We start from the raw sequence: 16,231 nt of genomic DNA, 5'->3' as shown, positions 1-16,231 counted from the left end.
TTATGGGCTTCCGCCCTACGGGCACTAGCTCACTTCGTTTCGCGTCGCCGCCCCGGCCCCAGACCGTGGCTCCAGCTCCAACGATGGGCCAAAGCTACTTACTGGGTGCCACCGATGGAAGTGAGCCGTGAAAGCGGGGCGGCTTCCCATTGTATCATTAACAATGTATGCATAACATTTTCTCCGCCCCTTAACACAACTATCCATTATTTTTACTATCCTAACCACTATAAACCAAAGTGCCTGAAAGCCTATTATACAAGGCAGTCAGGCACTTTTCCTATAATAAAAATTTATCAATTTTCTCATACTCGGGTTCATTAAACAGCACAGGATTATACGGGAAGGAACAGTCAGAGATTCACTTACTCTAGCAATATTTACAGCACCATCTATCCTAGATACATAAAAATTACATTATCCATCATGTTGCAATTTAAATATTGCCTTTTGTGATTCAATTTCGTTCTTTAGTTCTTCCTCGCTGGGCAAATACAATTTATACTTAGTCGCAAAAAGCTGTTCATTACCGTTTAAGATGGAGTACTTGGCAATTGTTAAATCGGTCTCTGAGCAAAGAAGAATACCCAAGGTTGGATTGTCCCCATCATTTCTCTTCAAATCATCGTACATGCGGATATACATATCCATTTGTCCAATATCCTGATGGGTTATTTTGCCCAACTTCAAATCTACCAAGACAAAGCATTTCAAGATGTAATTGTAGAATACGAGGTCAATGTAAAAATCATCTGTTTCTGTACGAATATGTTGCTGGCGGGCTACAAAAGCATAGCCCCTGCCCAGTTCCATCATAAACTGCTTCAAATGACTGATTATGCTAGACTCTAAATCATTTTCTGAGAATGACTGGTCCGGTGACATTCCTAAAAATTCCGCTACAACTGGATTCTTTATAAACTCAAGTTTATCATGCTGATAAGATGCTGTTTTTTCCTTCATCTCCTCAACTACAGGCTCTTTTAACTGTGATTTCAATATACGATAATAATACTGGGTTTCAATATTTCTCTGTAATGTACGCACAGACCATGTTTCATTGGCAGCCTCTTTCTCATACCACAATCTTGCTTTTGAATCAGATACCCGTAATAGGACAGAATAATGTGTCCAAGATAGCATAGGAGAAGATTGTGCAGTCAGTGATTGCACAATCTCTGGGAACATACGATAAAATTCCAAATATTGATATAGTGCTCTTTTGGAAAAGCCCCTCCCATACTTTTCAGTAAGCTTAGTTGAAAGTGTAGCTATAATCTTCAATCCATAATTATCTTCACGCTTGTTGCTGACCAGTTCTTCTTCAGCAATTCTCTTTCCCAATAACCAGTTTCTTTTCAACAGTTCAACATTCACCGCGTGAAAAGCTGCCTTCTGAGAATTTTCTATTATCCTGCATACATCATCAACTATATTGGTAGTTACCTCATAGTTAATATTCAGCACCTCATTGTTAGCCATAATACTGCTTCCTCCCAACTTTTATCATTTCTCCACAACATTTTGCAAACACAATTACCACCTATACATAATATTATTAATTATATATTATACTTTATCTAATAATATTACGCAATTTTATTTTATTTTCTTATTAATATTAAAAAGAAAAGACCCATGGGAAAGTTATGTAGAGTGTAGAGACCCCCATAGGTCCTTTTCAGTATCATAAACAAACTATTCAATGCTTTGATGGAACGAGCGAAGCATAAGACTCACCCATCAGAACATGCTTATACCCATCCCCTGATTCTTTCTGTGGACAGGTGAGGCTTACATCCACACAGGATTGGAATACCATAACAATGTCGCTGCCACCAAAGAGGAAATACCCCATAGGATCCCCCTTTTTGACAACATCCCCCACAGCTAGATTTTCTTCCCAGTTACAGGAACAGATCTGGGACATTCCAATCGGCAAAACAGCCACAAGACCGTACTCATCTGTATCAATAACAACGCAATCACGAGTCTCAATCATTTGCCATCCTGGGATAGCGTCAAGTAATGAATAGCGGGACAGCTTTGGATCCCATTCGGTAACTCCGCCGGCAGCGTTGGTTCCCGGGATTTTGCGTAGCTCAACAATTTTTCCGCTAACAGGGAAATGATACCGATGATAGTCATTTACATCAAGGAAAGTATGGGTTAAGGTACCACCCTTAAATGCATCGCCATAAGCGGAGCCAGGTCCCAGCAATTGAGGGATAGATGTAAAGTTAGCGGACTTAATGGCAACCCCTTCTTTTTGTATAAGATTACCTGTTTCGTCTATCTGCCAAATTCCCTGTGGGGTGGAATCTGCCGGAGCAACCACCTGGCTATCCGCAATCGGACGAACAGATGGATCTACCAAATGGCGGGCAAACCAGTCGTTAAAGCTGTTCCATACATTATGGTCTGCATACCAACCATACTGCATATTCATGGAAGGATCCTGCTTTATTCTCTGATAGTAGCTGTCCTTCCAGCTCTCCTTTGTGGAGAGGAATTTACCCCATTCCTGGGAATATTCGCGGCACCAAGTAGCTATAGGCTCATGGTACTGAAGGGAAGGATAGTAATATCCCTTGTTCTCAAGCTCCTCCAGTGGCTGATCCACTATAAACCAGAAATAATCAACGCTCTGATCTATATGGCTATATAGTGTAGGATAAGAGGCATCCGAAAGCACATTCCACGGCATACAGGTCACGGCCCAATCCAGAAATGTATATAATTCATCCACACTTTGAATTGGATTGGTGTTGTGGTCCGGATTAATTACACGGGCCTTTGCGATGGATTTTTCCATCAGCCTCATCAGCTCAGGATCATCATTCAGATATTTCATCATGGAGATAGTGGCCTGAGAATGGGGCAAACCTGATGGTGGAACTGCCGTCTGTGCCCCGATGCTGTAAAGCAGCAACACCATCCCCAACAACAACGTAACGACTTTTCTTTGCATAAAAAGAACCTCCTTCCTTTATCCGTAAATGAATAAACATATCGACACAATCTGGTTTTTACTTCGACATATTATTTGAAAAATCCTTCTGCTTTAACTGCTGACACCCCCTCGACAAGCACAAAAAATCCGCACCCACTATAAATGGATGCGGATTGCATTTAAAAATTAAATTTTAAACTTGCCGGTTTCCTGAGAAAGGTCAGTTGCAAGGGATGCCAATGCCTGGGAGGCAGAAGCAATTTCCTCGGAGGACGCTGACTGTTCCTCTGCAGCTGCAGAAATAGTCTGCGTATGGTCACTGGTAACACGGCTTACATCATCAATGTTATCAACAGCCTTTACGATATTTCTGGTACCAGAAGCAACGGTAGCAGCTGACTTACTGATAGAGTGCATCTTCTGTTCAATGCTTGTTACCATTTCCATAATCTTGGTAAACTGTACGCCTACACCCTGCACAGCCTCAGCTCCCTGCTGAACCTCAACAGAGCCCTGCTGCATTGCAGTAACAGCCGCTGAAGTATCATTCTGAACAGAGCTGATACGCTCCTTTATTTCCTCGGCAGCCGCTGAAGACTGTTCAGCCAGTTTTCTTACTTCCTCAGCAACAACGGAGAAGCCTCGTCCAGCATCTCCAGCCCGTGCAGCCTCAATTGCCGCATTAAGGGCCAACAGATTTGTCTGGTCAGCAATGCTGGCAATGGTTTCAACTATCTGACCTATCTGCTGGGAATTATCACCCAGCTTCTGAACAACGCCCTCCAGCTGACGAACTGATTTCTCAATTCCCTGCATACGCTCAGTAGCATGCTTCATCAATTCCTCGCCCTGACGAGCTGCATTGGCTGTTTCTGCAGTATCTGCTGCAACCTCCTGGGCCTCAGCAGTCATGTTATCAATATCCAAAGAAACATTATCTACATTCTCTCTGGTGCCATCAACATTCTGCAGCTGCTTTTCCATACCCTCAGCAACTTCAGTAACCGTTTCAGCTACATTAGTAGCCGCCTGAGCTGCCTGATGGGCTCCAGCAGTCAATTCCTCACTGGAAGCTGCCAACATTTCAGCAGATTTCTTAACACCGCCGATAAGCTTTTTCAGATTTTCGTTCATGTTATTAACATCGGCAGAAAGCTGTCCTAACTCATCCTCAGAATCAACATGGAGCGGACGCTGATCCAATATACCATTGGACATTTCATTAACACGGTCAGCCAAATGCTCTACGACCCTGACAATACGGGTAGAGAATTTCAAGCAAGCAAATACTATCAATAAAATACCAACTATAGTAAGAATACCATACACTATTTTCATAGTGCGAAGCTGGCTAAATACAAAGCTGGTTGGAGCTGATACTACTGCCTTCCAGCCAGAAGTAGGAATAGTAGCATAAGCAACTACCTTCTCTTCGCCACCAGCGTCAGTTACAAAAAAGCCCTTATCATTATTTTTAATCTCGGTGGCAAAGGCCTTAAGAATCGGATTATCATCCGTCTTAGACAGGTTTTCTTCTTCATTGGCAGAGGCAATAATAATACCACTCTCAGGGTTTATCAGCATACCCTTGCCCTCGCCGCGGAATTTGATGGCTTTAGCCTGCTCAGCCAGAGTATCTATCTTAACATCTTCACTAAATACGCCACCGACAGCACCCTTACGATCATAAGGGACGGCAATAGTCACAACCATACTTCCACTGCTGACGTCCTTGTATGGATCAGTATAAATAATGTGACCTGCCTTTTTTGCATCTACATACCATGGACGCTTAGTCCATTCTCCCTGTCCAGTTAAGTCCCCGTCATGCCATGCCATAGCAAATCCGTCATCCATTGCATGAATATCATCAAGGACTTCCTTATCATCGGCAATCTGCCCTACCAATTCATGACGCTTCATTATATCTGTACTATCAGCCGGAATCTGTTTAAATACATTAGCACCAGATATAACTACTTGCCCCTTGGCATTAAGCCAAGCGTCAGCCTGAGCAGACTGTCTTCCTATTTCGGCTATAATCTCTTCTTCCATAGTCTTTTCCAGTGAAGTAGATGCTGTAAAATAACCAATAATAGATACAACGGCCATTATTACACCTGCTATACCAGAAAGCATGAAAAACTTTTGTTTAATACCCATTCCTTTTTTAACACTTCCTTCTTATTTAATAAAATCAAACGCTACCATAATACCATTTACCTATTATTTTTTCAACAAAATAAATATAAAAACACATAATATAATATTTATACCATGCAAATACAGTAATTATTTATAATAATTCTATGTAGTTTGGTTTAATAATTATTTAACATTATAGATATATTGTCCTGTCTTAATGCGAATTGTACATTTTTATGTGCTTATACATAAAACTCGATATTGTTTGACTGGAAGCCATCTCAGGTAATATACTTATCCTTGATATTTTACTTTAAATGAAGGAATGTGCATTATTATGAATACAATTAGTACCAAAAAATTTCTTGCTACGTGCGCAATAATGGCCACATTTATTTCTTTTTGTTGTGTAACAGCTCAGGCAGCTGCCAATGATTACAAGCATATCCCTGCGTCCAGAGAAGAACTTAACAATGCTGAAAGGGATTTAAAGGTTCTCAAAAAAATGTATCCTGACATAGAAGAAAGTGCCTTTATTACTGATAATATTCAGGCACCGCTTATAAAAAACAACCCCGACCTATTAAAAAAAGCCATCAAAAAGCATGACGATGGCCTAAGAAAAGTATATATAATAGATAAAAAACATCCTGAAAGCGTTGGCAAGGGAATTTTCACTGTTTCAGCGGGAAATATAGCTCTTACCCAGGGCTTTATTAATGCAAAAATGGCACTGGAGTCTGGCACATATACTCCAAAATCATACAAGGATTATGATATTTATGCTACAAGCTGCCTGGCTGCCGAATATGCAAAAGAAGCCTCCCGCTGGTACTACAATGAAAAAGTACCACAGGATAATGTAAGGGCAGATAAATTTGCTGTGAATCTGTTGGATAATGTACCCACCTTCAGTGTTGGTGGCGTTCTTATGTCCCGCCAACGCATGCAAACAATAATGCAAGATGATTTCGCTACAGAAGCCAGTGAAGCTTCTTTATATGATCTCTACAGCTTTATTTTAAATACCTCCCAAAACCGCGTAGGTTTTACAAATGATGATATCAACACCAATCAGCTGCTGGTGGCAGACAAAAATGGTGACTACTGGAGTGTTTTCGCTCCCCCACAATTTGATGTGACCAAGCTGGAATTTGAACGCGCATTAGAAGATAAAACTATCATGACCCGTGGTGAGGACAGGGCTTATTATACCGCTGGACAGATTGCCTGGGCCATCAAGAACAATGCTTGGGACTCCAGACATGTTACATTTATGGATGCCCACAAGTATTTCAAGGATTTACCTAAAAATATAAACTTTACAGCTGTTATTGCCACCACTGACAAGGGAAACTGGAAGCTGATTGACTGGTACCTTTCCGACAGCAGCTATCTTACAGAAAGTCAGCAGGAAAATCTGAATTTGTATGTTGATGGCATGAAAGCCAGCTTTGACGATGCCGAAAACTGGTAAAATTTATATTATTGCAGGAGATAAACATGGATAAAAAGAGGCTTATGCAGGTGGGCGCTGGAAAAGTAAAGGCCCAGCTTGTACTAAAAAATGCTCATGTATTCGCTGGTTTTACCGGCAAGTTTATAAAAACTGATATTGCGGTGCAGGATGGGTATATTGCCGGCCTTGGCCAATATGTAGGAGAGAAGGAAATTGACCTTCAGGGGAGGTACATTACTCCCGGTTTTATTGATTCTCACGTTCATATTGAAAGCTCTATGCTGACTCCCTTTGGTTTTGCCCAAGCTGTAGTTCCAATGGGCACCACCACTGTAGTAGCTGACCCCCACGAAATTGCCAATGTAGGTGGAGAAACTGGTATTCAATACATGCTGGATGCTTCCGAAGATCTTCCTTTACAAATAAAATTCATGTTGCCATCCTGTGTCCCTGCCACTCCCCTTGAGGATGCGGGAGCTGTTCTTAATGCCAAGGAATTAAGACCTTTCCTAAAAGATAGTCGCGTTCTTGGGTTAGGTGAGCTGATGGATGTTCCCGGTGTACTCAACGAGTCTAGAACTGTCTGGGATAAGCTGAACATGATTGGTCCCCACCACTTTGTGGATGGCCACGCCCCTATGCTGAAGGGCAAGGAGCTCATGGGATATGCCGCTGCCGGTGTGGACTCAGACCATGAATGTGTAACTGTGGAGGAAGCGGAAGATCGTTTGGCTGCAGGTATGTATCTCATGATAAGGGAGGGCTCTGCCGCCCACAATTTGGAGGCACTGCTCCCTGTAATCAACGACCATAACAGCCGTTTTTGTTGCTTCTGTGCCGATGACCGTCACCCAGGTGACCTGATGAATGAAGGTGGCGTAAATGCTATGGTACGCGAAGCTATCAAGCTGGGACTCCCCGTATGGCAAGCCCTGCAAATGGCCACAGTAAATCCTGCGACCTATTTTGGTATTCGTGACACTGGTGTAATTGCTCCTGGCCGCAGAGCAGATTTGCTGATATTCCCAGATTTGGAGAACTGGGAGCCAGATGAGGTTTATACAGGTGGCAAATTGGTAGCCAAAGATGGCAAATGTATAAAGGAAATCTGGGATACCATTGAAATTCCTCCAGTGCCAACCCGTTTGAGTAAATCCGTAAATCTTCCTGAATTAAAGCTTGAACATTTTTCCTTGCCAATAAATGACAAGATGGCTAACGTAATTGGCCTTATTCCCAAACAGCTGCTTACCCATCATATTTGGCAAGAGGTGCCTGTAAAAGGTGGCATGGCAACAGCTTCCCCGGATGAAGACATACTTAAGCTGGCCGTATTTGAACGCCATCATAACACCGGCAAACGGGGTATTGGACTGGTAAAGGGCTTCGGATTAAAAAAAGGAGCCATTGCCCAAACCATTGGACACGACAGCCATAACCTTATTGTAATCGGCACCAACGACGATGATATGCTTATTGCCTCCAGGAGTCTGGAAAGCTGTGGCGGTGGTATTGCCATAGCAGTAGATGGTAAAGTTGAAGAAATACTCCCTCTGCCAGTTGGTGGCCTGATGACAGATAAATCCGCCACCGATGCTGCAAAGCAAGCGGAAAAAATGGAAAAGCTGGCCTTCAGCCTGGGTGTGGACAGAGAATATGACCCATTCCTTACTCTGGCCTTCCTTAGCCTTCCAGTAATTCCCGAGCTAAAGCTCACTGACCGGGGACTGGTAAAGGTGTTGGACGGTCGTATCATCGGCATTGACGAAAAAATGTAATCATAGTCAAAAAATAAGGCAGTAAATATCACCTGTAGCACGGATTAAATCACTAAAAATTTTCCTTGCTTTCATATAGTGAAAAAAATCATAACTCGCGTCGCTCAAACAAATGATTTTTTTCCACTAATACTAAGGTATAGCAAGTAAATTTTTTAACGTGATTTATCCTATTGCTCCAGGTGATTATTTACTGCCTTTTGTATTACATCTCTTTAATAAAACATTTTTGTCCGTGCTAACGGTGGTGGTTCACTGCCTTTTCTTCTTAGGTTACAGGTGGAAATGCTCCACCTTTACCCTGTCCCCTTCAATATTCAGTACCATAAAGGACTGGGCCTTTCCATCCCTGGGATGAGATACACTGCCAGGATTTATCACCAAACAATCCTCACCATCATCTATCACCGCCACATGGGTATGACCATATACGGCAATATCTGCTCCCTTACTGACAGCCGCCTGGCGAAGCAGTGAAATATCCCGTTTTACCCCATAAATATGCCCATGGGTCAGAAAAATCTTATGGGAGCCAACCTCTGCCAATACCTCATCATCCGTTCCAGAGCTTGGCCAATCACAGTTTCCAGCCACATTAATAACCTTCTTGTCCGTCACCATGGCCAGATATTCAGCATCTTCAATAAGATCTCCTGCATGAAGCCAGCAATCCACTTCTCCTGCCAGCTCTATAGCCCTGTCTACGGCCATGGTGTTGCCATGGCTGTCACTCATTACACCTACTCTCATTGCAAATACTCCTTTAACAGCACCGCCATTTTCCGCAAAGCCTCTCCACGATGACTGATGGCCTGCTTTTCCTCTAGAGTCAGCTCCGCCATGGACTTATCCCCCACATAAAAATATGGGTCATAACCAAAACCGCCGTTTCCCTTGGCCTCTAACCTAATTTCACCACCACAGAAACCCTGGGCCTGCAATATATTTCCATCAGTATCGGCAAAAGTCAAGGCACACTGATAGTCTGCAGGAGAGCTGATCAAGCCCAGCTTTTTCAGCTCTGCCACCAGCTTAGCGTTATTGGAGGAATCATCAGCATTCTCACCGGAATAACGGGCAGAATAAACTCCCGGAGCTCCCCCTAAAGCATCGACCTCCAGACCAGAATCATCCGCCAGGCAGGCCATACCAGTCATTTTCTGATAATGTCTGGCCTTTTTCAAAGAATTTTCCTTAAAGGTATCCCCGTCTTCCACTGCATCTGGAATATCACCATCTATCTCAGCCAAAGAAACCAGCTCCACTGGTAAATCTATAAAGGCATTCTGCATTTCTCTGACCTTTCCCTTATTTTTAGTGGCAATCACTATCTTTTTCATTGAACTATGAACCAACCTTCCCATTGTATTGTTTCTTTATATCGTTTACAAAGGTAATTTTACTACCTTTATGATTTCGAGGCAAACCATTAACCCCATAAGAAAAGGTCCGCATGACTTTTGTCAAACGGACCTGAATATTTATATATCCACGAAGGCAAGCCAATTAGAATTTAAACTGACTAAGAGCCTGCTTCTGCTCAGTTGCCATAACAGACAAGGATTCACTGGCTGAAGCAATTTCCTCGGAAGAAGCTGACTGCTCCTCTGTTGCAGCAGAAACAGATTCCATACGGGAAGATACCTCACGCCCCTTAGAATTAATTTCCACTACAGACTTGGAAATGTTCTGAGCATCCTCATTTACCTGAACAATAGCTGCATCCATAGCCTTGGTTTTCTCAGCACCATCCTGAACCAATTCATGAATGCGTTCAAATACAGACTGGAGCTCCTCAACGGACTTAGCACCATTAACAACTGCCTCACACCCCTGATTCATGGAATCAACAGCCTCTGCAGTATCCTTTTGCATTGCATTAATCAAATCGGCAATCTTATGAGCTGCCTCCTCGGACTGCTCTGCCAGCTTACGAACCTCTTCGGCTACTACAGAGAATCCACGTCCCTGCTCACCGGCACGGGCTGCCTCAATGGCAGCATTCAATGCCAATAGATTTGTCTGGCTGGCAATCTGGGAAATAGTATCAACGATGGCACCAATTTCCTCGGAACGACTACCAAGGCGGGTTACCATCTCAGCGGTACTGCTTACGGTAGACTCAACATCACGAATTTCACGAACAGATTTTTCCAGAGCCTTATTTCCTTGGGCTGCTTCACCGGCAGCAGTCATTGAGTTATTAGAAACCTCGTTGGCATGACCACGCATTGCCTGAATGGAGTCATTAACCTTAGTAAGCAACTCCTGACTATCCTTCAGCATATTCTCCTGATCCATAACCAGATGAGCTGCATCACCTACAGCCTCAGCAGACTGTACAGATGCCTGAGCGGACTGCATGGAAGCCTCCTTCAAGTTTCCGGAGGAATCATTAATATCCTGAATCGCCTTATATACGCCCTTCATGTAAGAAGCCATATTGTGTTGCATCTCAGACAAAACCTTGGAAAGATGTCCGAATTCATCTCCGCGGTCCATAGCGTGAGATGAACCACGAAAATCACCATCACGAAGCTTTTCGCAGATATGAACCATTGCAGAAAGTGCACTGGTGATATTGTTGGCAGTAAATACACTAAATATCCCCTGAATAGCTATAGCTACAATAGTAACTACAATAATCATCATAGCAGCACTACTGTTGTTATCGCTATTTGCCTGGGCTGCGGCCTCAGCTTGAGCATTAACAACGTCCTGCATTCCGTGCAAGGCATCACGCAAGCCACGGGTAGCTGGAGAACCAGCGGATTCATAATACTCCATCGCTTCTTTGCCTTTACCCTGGGAAGCTAAATCAATCGCATGGCCCATAACCTTCTTGTAGTTGGCCCACTGCTTATCAATTTCAGCAGTATCCTCCGCTGGGGTTCCCTTCACAGCATCTCTATACTCAGCCAAAGCCTTTTCAACGCTATTAACGCCATCCTGCTGTTGCTTCTTCCAGGTGTTCAAACGATCCTGGGAAACATCCTGTGCAGTGATAATCTGCAGGGTCTTTACCATCATAACACGGCTGTACTCAACAGCAGTGCCCAAATGCTGTACCCCCTGCATTTCCTTTTGGTACATACTCTGCATACCCTCATCAGCACTATTCAGTGCCCGATAGCCAGAAAAACTGATTACCAGCATAGCCACTGCGGCTACTGCTACTATCATCAATAGCTTTCCAGCCACCTTAATGTTGTTAAACAGCATATTTTTATTCCTCCTAGTAAATTTTTATTAACGCCCCTATAACACACAAAGGGACCAGGTATCCACATAAAGCAGACATCCAGTCCCTAATCAGCACTTTAACTGACCTGGAAAGCAATGTGGCGCCCTTCCACAGACAAAACCATCATTTTTTCAAGCCATTTAGTTATTTTAACATATATTTTTTTGCGGAATTATTATACCAAAATAGTGTATTTTTTTCAAATCTTTATGTATTTTTTAGTTGTTCCAATAGAAAAAGTCTAATTTCTTACCATCAAGAATATTCATATACCAAAAAGGCCAGCAACTATCATGTTTATATAGTCACTGGCCCCAATAAACGCCATCAGATATTTATCCCAATATCTTTAAGAACTCCTTGCAAATTGCTGTATTTCCAGGCCATGCAGGAGAAGTTACCAGATTGCCATCAACAACTGCTTTGTCTACATCAACATTTTGGAAATTTCCACCAGCCATGGTCACATCAGGACCTACAGCAGGATAAGCTGTCAAAGTACGCCCCTTCACCACATCAGCGGCGGTGAGTACCTGAATCCCATGGCAAATAGCTGCCACTGGTTTATTGTTATTCATAAAATACTTGGTAATACTGATTACCTTTGGGTCCAAACGGATATATTCCGGTGCCCGTCCACCAGTCAGATACAGACCATCATAATCCTCAGCGGAGACGTCATCAAAGGTGGCGTTCAGAATAAACAGATGACCTGGCTTCTCAGAATAGGTCTGATCGCCTTCAAAGTCATGAATAGCTGTTTTGATAGCTTCACCACTCTTCTTGCCTGGGCAAACCACATCAACCTGAACCCCTGCTACACCTAGCGCCTGAAACGGAACCATTACCTCATAATCCTCGGCAAAATCCCCAGCCAGCATAAGCACTTTCTTCATTTCCGGATTACCTCTCTTTCTCTACCCAAAATAGGTGCAGGAAAGCTTTATATCCACATAAATCTCCCCTGCACTAGCATGAAGGTGAACCGACTCTTTTCCCACTTCAACCTTCACTGTCCTTTATTCTATGTAATAGCTATAAATCCTGCATTATTTTTGATTTTTTTTAAAAAAACATAATGGCTAACGTATTTTTACGTTAGCCATTAATTTTTATAACATATTAAACAGGTCTTCCGCCAAGCTATACTTTGGCTTCATTACCATATTTTGCTGGGCTGTAAGAGACCTGCCATCCTCCGACTTGGGAACAGGAGAATTTGTATCCGGCACCAGCTCCAAATGAGGTGGTTTCCTATAACGCTCCTTAATCTTACTGCCTACATATTGGGTAATCATGATACTGCCATCAGGCATGTAGCGGCGGACCACTTCGGTAACCATACCTTCAGCCTTTACTGTATTGATTGCTTCCCTTTGGGCCCTCATTTCCTCAAGAGTATCCTGAATGGAACCAATCTTTTCGCATAAAATTGATTGGAATTCCTCCGGGGTACTGACTGTCTTTTTCGACGCTTCCGACGCAGCCTTAACCCCCTCCACATTAGTGGTGTTACTGGTTCTTAACGACATGAGCTCACCTTCCTTTTGCATCTTATGCAATATCCGGTGCCTTCCTTAGCTTACTTAAATCCTATACCAGCTTATCGTCATTAAGAATCAAAAACATAAATCCGTGAATTTACTTGCCATATTCTGCTGCCAGCTTTTTAAAAGCAGGGATTGATTTTTCGATTGTTTCCTGCTTTATGCAGTACGCAGCCCGGAAATAGCCCGGACAACCAAAATCAGAGCCAGGAACCAATAACAAATCGTATTTCTTGGCCCGCTCGCAGAAGGCATAATCATCATCCTCCAAAGCCTTCGGGAAAAGATAGAACGCCCCCTGAGGCTTCTGACAAGTAAAGCCCGCCTCAACAAGTCCATTATAGAGGAGATTTCCGTTTCTCTCATAAGCGGCAATATTTGATGGCTCATCCACACAACGGGCCACCACCCGCTGAAACAGTGATGAGGCATTTACATGGGTCAAAACTCTGGCAGCTCCAGCTATGCCGCCGTAAACCCTTTCAAAATCCGCCACCTCATCAGGCACCACTATGTAGCCAATACGCTCTCCTGGCAAGGACAGAGACTTACTCCAGGAGTAGCATACCAAAGTATTCTTATAGTATTTTGGAATATATGGCACCGTAATACCGCCATAAACCAGCTCACGATATGGCTCATCAGAAATAATAAATATAGGGTGACCATATTCCTTTTCCTTCTCGTTGAGAATCTCAGCCAGCTTCTTTATTGTATCCTCAGAATATACCACGCCACTTGGGTTATTAGGCGAATTAACTATTACCGCCTTGGTATCTGGGGTAAGCATCTCCTTAAATTTGTCAAACTGAATCTGGAAATCCGCAGTATTGGCAGGCACCACCTTCAGCTCAGAGCCCATTGCCTCCACAAAGCATTTGTACTCAGGGAAATATGGGGCAAAGGTGATAAACTCATTTTTTACGTCATCCTCAGTCAGTGCCTTAAAGCAAATTGTGATAGCCGCAGCTGCACCGGCAGTCATAAAGAGATTCTTTCCGGTAAAGCTGCTACCAAAACGACGATTTATACTTTTAGCGATTGTTTCTCTTACCTGGGGATCACCTGGGGCCACAGTATAGCCGTGTAGAGCCACAGAATCCACCTCGTTAAGAATATCTATAATGGCTTCCTTCACCTTGTCAGGAGCAGGAACATTCGGATTGCCAATGGAAAAATCGAAGACATTTTCCTCACCGACCTCTGCCGCCCGCTTGCGACCAAATTCAAAAATCGTTCTGATAGTGGACTTCTTGGTGCCCAGCACATAGCTCTTTTCAGAAATCATTCCAATACCCCATTTCACATATAAATCATTCAAGTAAACACAATTACTTTACAATTATACAATAAAAATAGGTGTAAGGCCAGTTTTGTGTACTGACTTTACACCTTTTGTTTACTCCATAAAGTATTGCATACTGGTTTTCTTCCATTCCCGCTCCGTAAACTGAAGCTCATACTGATCTATGCCTGTCTCCTTGGACAGCTCTCTGGCAAACTCAATGCAGCTTTCCTTGCTGTCCATGTGAATCATGGTATAGAAGTTATATGGCCAGTCCGGTGCGGTATTACGGTCATAGCAATGGGTAACCTCACTATGGGCACACATTTTGGCCGCCACCTCATCCATTTTTTCAGGAGGTACAACCCACACCACCAAGGCGTTGGCTTTAAACCCCACCTCCACATGGCGGAGCACAGCCCCCATTTTTCTAAGGATACCCTCTTTTTTCATATCCTCCAGGCGCTGCAATAGCTCCTCCTGAGAAATACCAATGTCCTCAGCTATTACTTTATAGGGCTCAGAGCAAATGGGAAAGTCACTCTGTAACGCCCGTATTATCTTCTTGTCCGTTTCCGTAAAATTCATAACCGGCCTCACTTCAATTTAAACTGCACATTTATCTTGTATTTCTTCTGAGAATACAAGTCCAGAAGGGAAATTACCCCTGGCAATGCCCGAATTTCCGACAAAATCTGATTTCGACGCTCATCATTGTTGGTAATGGCAGTAAACCACAGTACATAGCCGCAGCTTCGTTGATAATTATGAGTTATCTCAGGATATTCATTTATTTTGGTCGCCACATCCTCAACATAATCAGGTTCAATTTTTGCCGCCACCAAAGTACCGCTATAGCCCAGCTTATCGGAATTGAAGAAAGCTCCCACCTTACGGATAAAACCATCTTTTTTCAGCTCCTGCAGTCTGGAAATGACTCTATCCTCAGATACCCCCAGCTGCCTTGCCATGGCCTCATAGGGCTTGGGTACAAACTGCACACCGCCCTGCAATATATTCAGAAGCTGTTTATCAAATGCTGTTAGCTCCATATTCTCTCCTTATACACCCAAAAACTAAAAAGCTCCTTTGCCCTCAAGCAAAGGAGCCTTTATTATTCTATCAAATACTATGTTTAACAGTCAAGAAAATGTGAAGCCTATTCACTTTTTCTTACTCATTTACCTCATCATTTTCCAATAGGCAGTCCGCAATAACATTCAACAGCTCTTCACGGCCCACATTCTTTACAGATGAATAAGGAAGCACATCCAGCTCAGGCACCCCCAATGAACGTTTAATCTGGGAGATGTTTTTCGCCACAGCATTTTTACTGAGCTTATCCACCTTGGTGGCAATCACCAAAACCGGCAAATTGTGCTCCACCAACCAGCGGAACATTTCCAAATCAGAAGCCATAGGCTCATGGCGACTGTCAATAAGCTGGCACACAAACTGCAAATCCTCAGAGCCCAAAAGGTACTCATTAATGAACTTGCTCCATATCTTACGGCGCTGGGCACCGGTTTTGGCATAGCCATATCCTGGCAAATCTACCAGATAAAAGTCCTTGCGCTCCGAATTATCATCAATCTTGGCACCTATTTCATAGAAGTTTATGGTCTGTGTCTTGCCCGGCTGACTGGAAACCCTTGCCAGCTGATTAACTCTGGTGAGAGAATTAATCAGAGAAGACTTCCCCACATTGGAACGGCCAATAAACACGATTTCCTTGCGGTGAATCTCAGGATACTGCTCCGGCTTCACTGCTGAGGCCAGATATTTGCCTTGGGTAATAATAACCTTTTCTGCCATAGCTA

At 43.2% G+C, this 16,231-nt stretch carries 14 protein-coding genes; 2 read left to right on the top strand and 12 right to left on the bottom strand.

Going from position 1 to position 16,231, the window contains the following annotated elements:
* Positions 1 to 417 precede the first annotated feature (417 nt).
* The 3 genes from T355_RS0103100 to T355_RS0103090 form a co-directional block, all read right to left on the bottom strand.
* Positions 418 to 1,482 carry a PDDEXK nuclease domain-containing protein gene (locus tag T355_RS0103100; RefSeq protein WP_027396480.1) on the bottom strand — a complete coding sequence of 355 codons (1,065 nt, stop codon included), beginning with the start codon at positions 1,480 to 1,482 and terminating at the stop codon, positions 418 to 420.
* 220 nt (positions 1,483 to 1,702) lie between these two features.
* The gene (locus T355_RS0103095) at positions 1,703 to 2,971 is read right to left on the bottom strand and encodes a phosphatidylserine decarboxylase (protein WP_027396479.1); all 1,269 of its coding nucleotides are present in this window, start codon (positions 2,969 to 2,971) and stop codon (positions 1,703 to 1,705) included.
* A gap of 168 nt (positions 2,972 to 3,139) precedes the next feature.
* The gene (locus T355_RS0103090) at positions 3,140 to 5,116 is read right to left on the bottom strand and encodes a methyl-accepting chemotaxis protein (RefSeq protein ID WP_027396478.1); all 1,977 of its coding nucleotides are present in this window, start codon (positions 5,114 to 5,116) and stop codon (positions 3,140 to 3,142) included.
* Positions 5,117 to 5,435: 319 nt separating this feature from the next.
* Between T355_RS0103090 and T355_RS0103085 the strand changes: the two genes are divergently transcribed.
* Together T355_RS0103085 and ade are read left to right on the top strand one after the other, a co-directional pair.
* On the top strand, positions 5,436 to 6,575 hold the full coding sequence (locus T355_RS0103085; protein ID WP_027396477.1) for a hypothetical protein: 1,140 nt from the start codon (positions 5,436 to 5,438) through the stop codon (positions 6,573 to 6,575).
* Positions 6,576 to 6,601: 26 nt separating this feature from the next.
* Positions 6,602 to 8,335, top strand: coding sequence for an adenine deaminase (gene ade / locus T355_RS0103080; protein WP_037329706.1), 1,734 nt, complete (start codon positions 6,602 to 6,604; stop codon positions 8,333 to 8,335).
* A gap of 273 nt (positions 8,336 to 8,608) precedes the next feature.
* On the opposite strand, the gene T355_RS0103075 is transcribed toward ade, so the two are convergent.
* The 9 genes from T355_RS0103075 to yihA all read right to left on the bottom strand — a co-directional run bounded on the left by T355_RS0103075 (position 8,609) and on the right by yihA (position 16,226).
* The gene (locus tag T355_RS0103075; RefSeq protein WP_027396475.1) at positions 8,609 to 9,085 is read right to left on the bottom strand and encodes a metallophosphoesterase; all 477 of its coding nucleotides are present in this window, start codon (positions 9,083 to 9,085) and stop codon (positions 8,609 to 8,611) included.
* A complete protein-coding gene (gene rdgB, locus T355_RS0103070) occupies positions 9,082 to 9,675 on the bottom strand; it encodes an RdgB/HAM1 family non-canonical purine NTP pyrophosphatase (RefSeq protein WP_027396474.1) in 594 nt (197 codons plus the stop codon). Before rdgB ends, T355_RS0103075 begins: the two co-directional genes overlap by 4 nt.
* Positions 9,676 to 9,841: 166 nt before the next feature.
* The gene (locus tag T355_RS0103065; RefSeq protein WP_027396473.1) at positions 9,842 to 11,557 is read right to left on the bottom strand and encodes a methyl-accepting chemotaxis protein; all 1,716 of its coding nucleotides are present in this window, start codon (positions 11,555 to 11,557) and stop codon (positions 9,842 to 9,844) included.
* A gap of 357 nt (positions 11,558 to 11,914) precedes the next feature.
* A complete protein-coding gene (locus T355_RS0103060) occupies positions 11,915 to 12,475 on the bottom strand; it encodes a DJ-1/PfpI family protein (protein ID WP_027396472.1) in 561 nt (186 codons plus the stop codon).
* A 216-nt stretch (positions 12,476 to 12,691) separates the two neighbouring features.
* Positions 12,692 to 13,111 (bottom strand): hypothetical protein, encoded by a 420-nt coding sequence (locus T355_RS0103055; protein ID WP_197019539.1) that lies wholly within the window; start codon positions 13,109 to 13,111, stop codon positions 12,692 to 12,694.
* Between the two features lie 109 nt (positions 13,112 to 13,220).
* Entirely contained in the window at positions 13,221 to 14,414 is a 1,194-nt protein-coding gene (locus T355_RS0103050; protein ID WP_027396470.1) for a pyridoxal phosphate-dependent aminotransferase, read from the bottom strand.
* A gap of 111 nt (positions 14,415 to 14,525) precedes the next feature.
* Positions 14,526 to 14,999, bottom strand: coding sequence for an AsnC family transcriptional regulator (locus T355_RS0103045; RefSeq protein ID WP_037329705.1), 474 nt, complete (start codon positions 14,997 to 14,999; stop codon positions 14,526 to 14,528).
* 8 nt (positions 15,000 to 15,007) lie between these two features.
* A complete protein-coding gene (locus T355_RS0103040) occupies positions 15,008 to 15,463 on the bottom strand; it encodes an AsnC family transcriptional regulator (RefSeq protein ID WP_027396468.1) in 456 nt (151 codons plus the stop codon).
* 121 nt (positions 15,464 to 15,584) lie between these two features.
* A complete protein-coding gene (gene yihA, locus T355_RS0103035; RefSeq protein WP_027396467.1) occupies positions 15,585 to 16,226 on the bottom strand; it encodes a ribosome biogenesis GTP-binding protein YihA/YsxC in 642 nt (213 codons plus the stop codon).
* Positions 16,227 to 16,231: the final 5 nt, after the last annotated feature.

The sequence above is a fragment of the Anaerovibrio lipolyticus LB2005 genome (genome assembly GCF_000621545.1).
In the GTDB taxonomy this organism is placed as follows: Bacteria; Bacillota; Negativicutes; order Selenomonadales; family Selenomonadaceae; genus Anaerovibrio; species Anaerovibrio lipolyticus_A.
This window is presented reverse-complemented; position numbering and strand designations above follow the sequence as displayed.

Coding starts and splice junctions, on each gene's coding strand:
- T355_RS0103090 (WP_027396478.1), bottom strand. CDS start 5,116: ATGGGTATTAAACAAAAGTTTTTCATGCTTTCTGGTATAGCAGGTGTA.
- rdgB (WP_027396474.1), bottom strand. CDS start 9,675: ATGAAAAAGATAGTGATTGCCACTAAAAATAAGGGAAAGGTCAGAGAA.
- yihA (WP_027396467.1), bottom strand. CDS start 16,226: ATGGCAGAAAAGGTTATTATTACCCAAGGCAAATATCTGGCCTCAGCA.
- T355_RS0103085 (WP_027396477.1), top strand. CDS start 5,436: ATGAATACAATTAGTACCAAAAAATTTCTTGCTACGTGCGCAATAATG.
- T355_RS0103055 (WP_197019539.1), bottom strand. CDS start 13,111: ATGTCGTTAAGAACCAGTAACACCACTAATGTGGAGGGGGTTAAGGCT.
- T355_RS0103050 (WP_027396470.1), bottom strand. CDS start 14,414: ATGATTTCTGAAAAGAGCTATGTGCTGGGCACCAAGAAGTCCACTATC.
- T355_RS0103060 (WP_027396472.1), bottom strand. CDS start 12,475: ATGAAGAAAGTGCTTATGCTGGCTGGGGATTTTGCCGAGGATTATGAG.
- T355_RS0103065 (WP_027396473.1), bottom strand. CDS start 11,557: ATGCTGTTTAACAACATTAAGGTGGCTGGAAAGCTATTGATGATAGTA.
- T355_RS0103100 (WP_027396480.1), bottom strand. CDS start 1,482: ATGGCTAACAATGAGGTGCTGAATATTAACTATGAGGTAACTACCAAT.
- T355_RS0103095 (WP_027396479.1), bottom strand. CDS start 2,971: ATGCAAAGAAAAGTCGTTACGTTGTTGTTGGGGATGGTGTTGCTGCTT.
- T355_RS0103045 (WP_037329705.1), bottom strand. CDS start 14,999: ATGAATTTTACGGAAACGGACAAGAAGATAATACGGGCGTTACAGAGT.
- T355_RS0103040 (WP_027396468.1), bottom strand. CDS start 15,463: ATGGAGCTAACAGCATTTGATAAACAGCTTCTGAATATATTGCAGGGC.
- T355_RS0103075 (WP_027396475.1), bottom strand. CDS start 9,085: ATGAGAGTAGGTGTAATGAGTGACAGCCATGGCAACACCATGGCCGTA.
- ade (WP_037329706.1), top strand. CDS start 6,602: ATGGATAAAAAGAGGCTTATGCAGGTGGGCGCTGGAAAAGTAAAGGCC.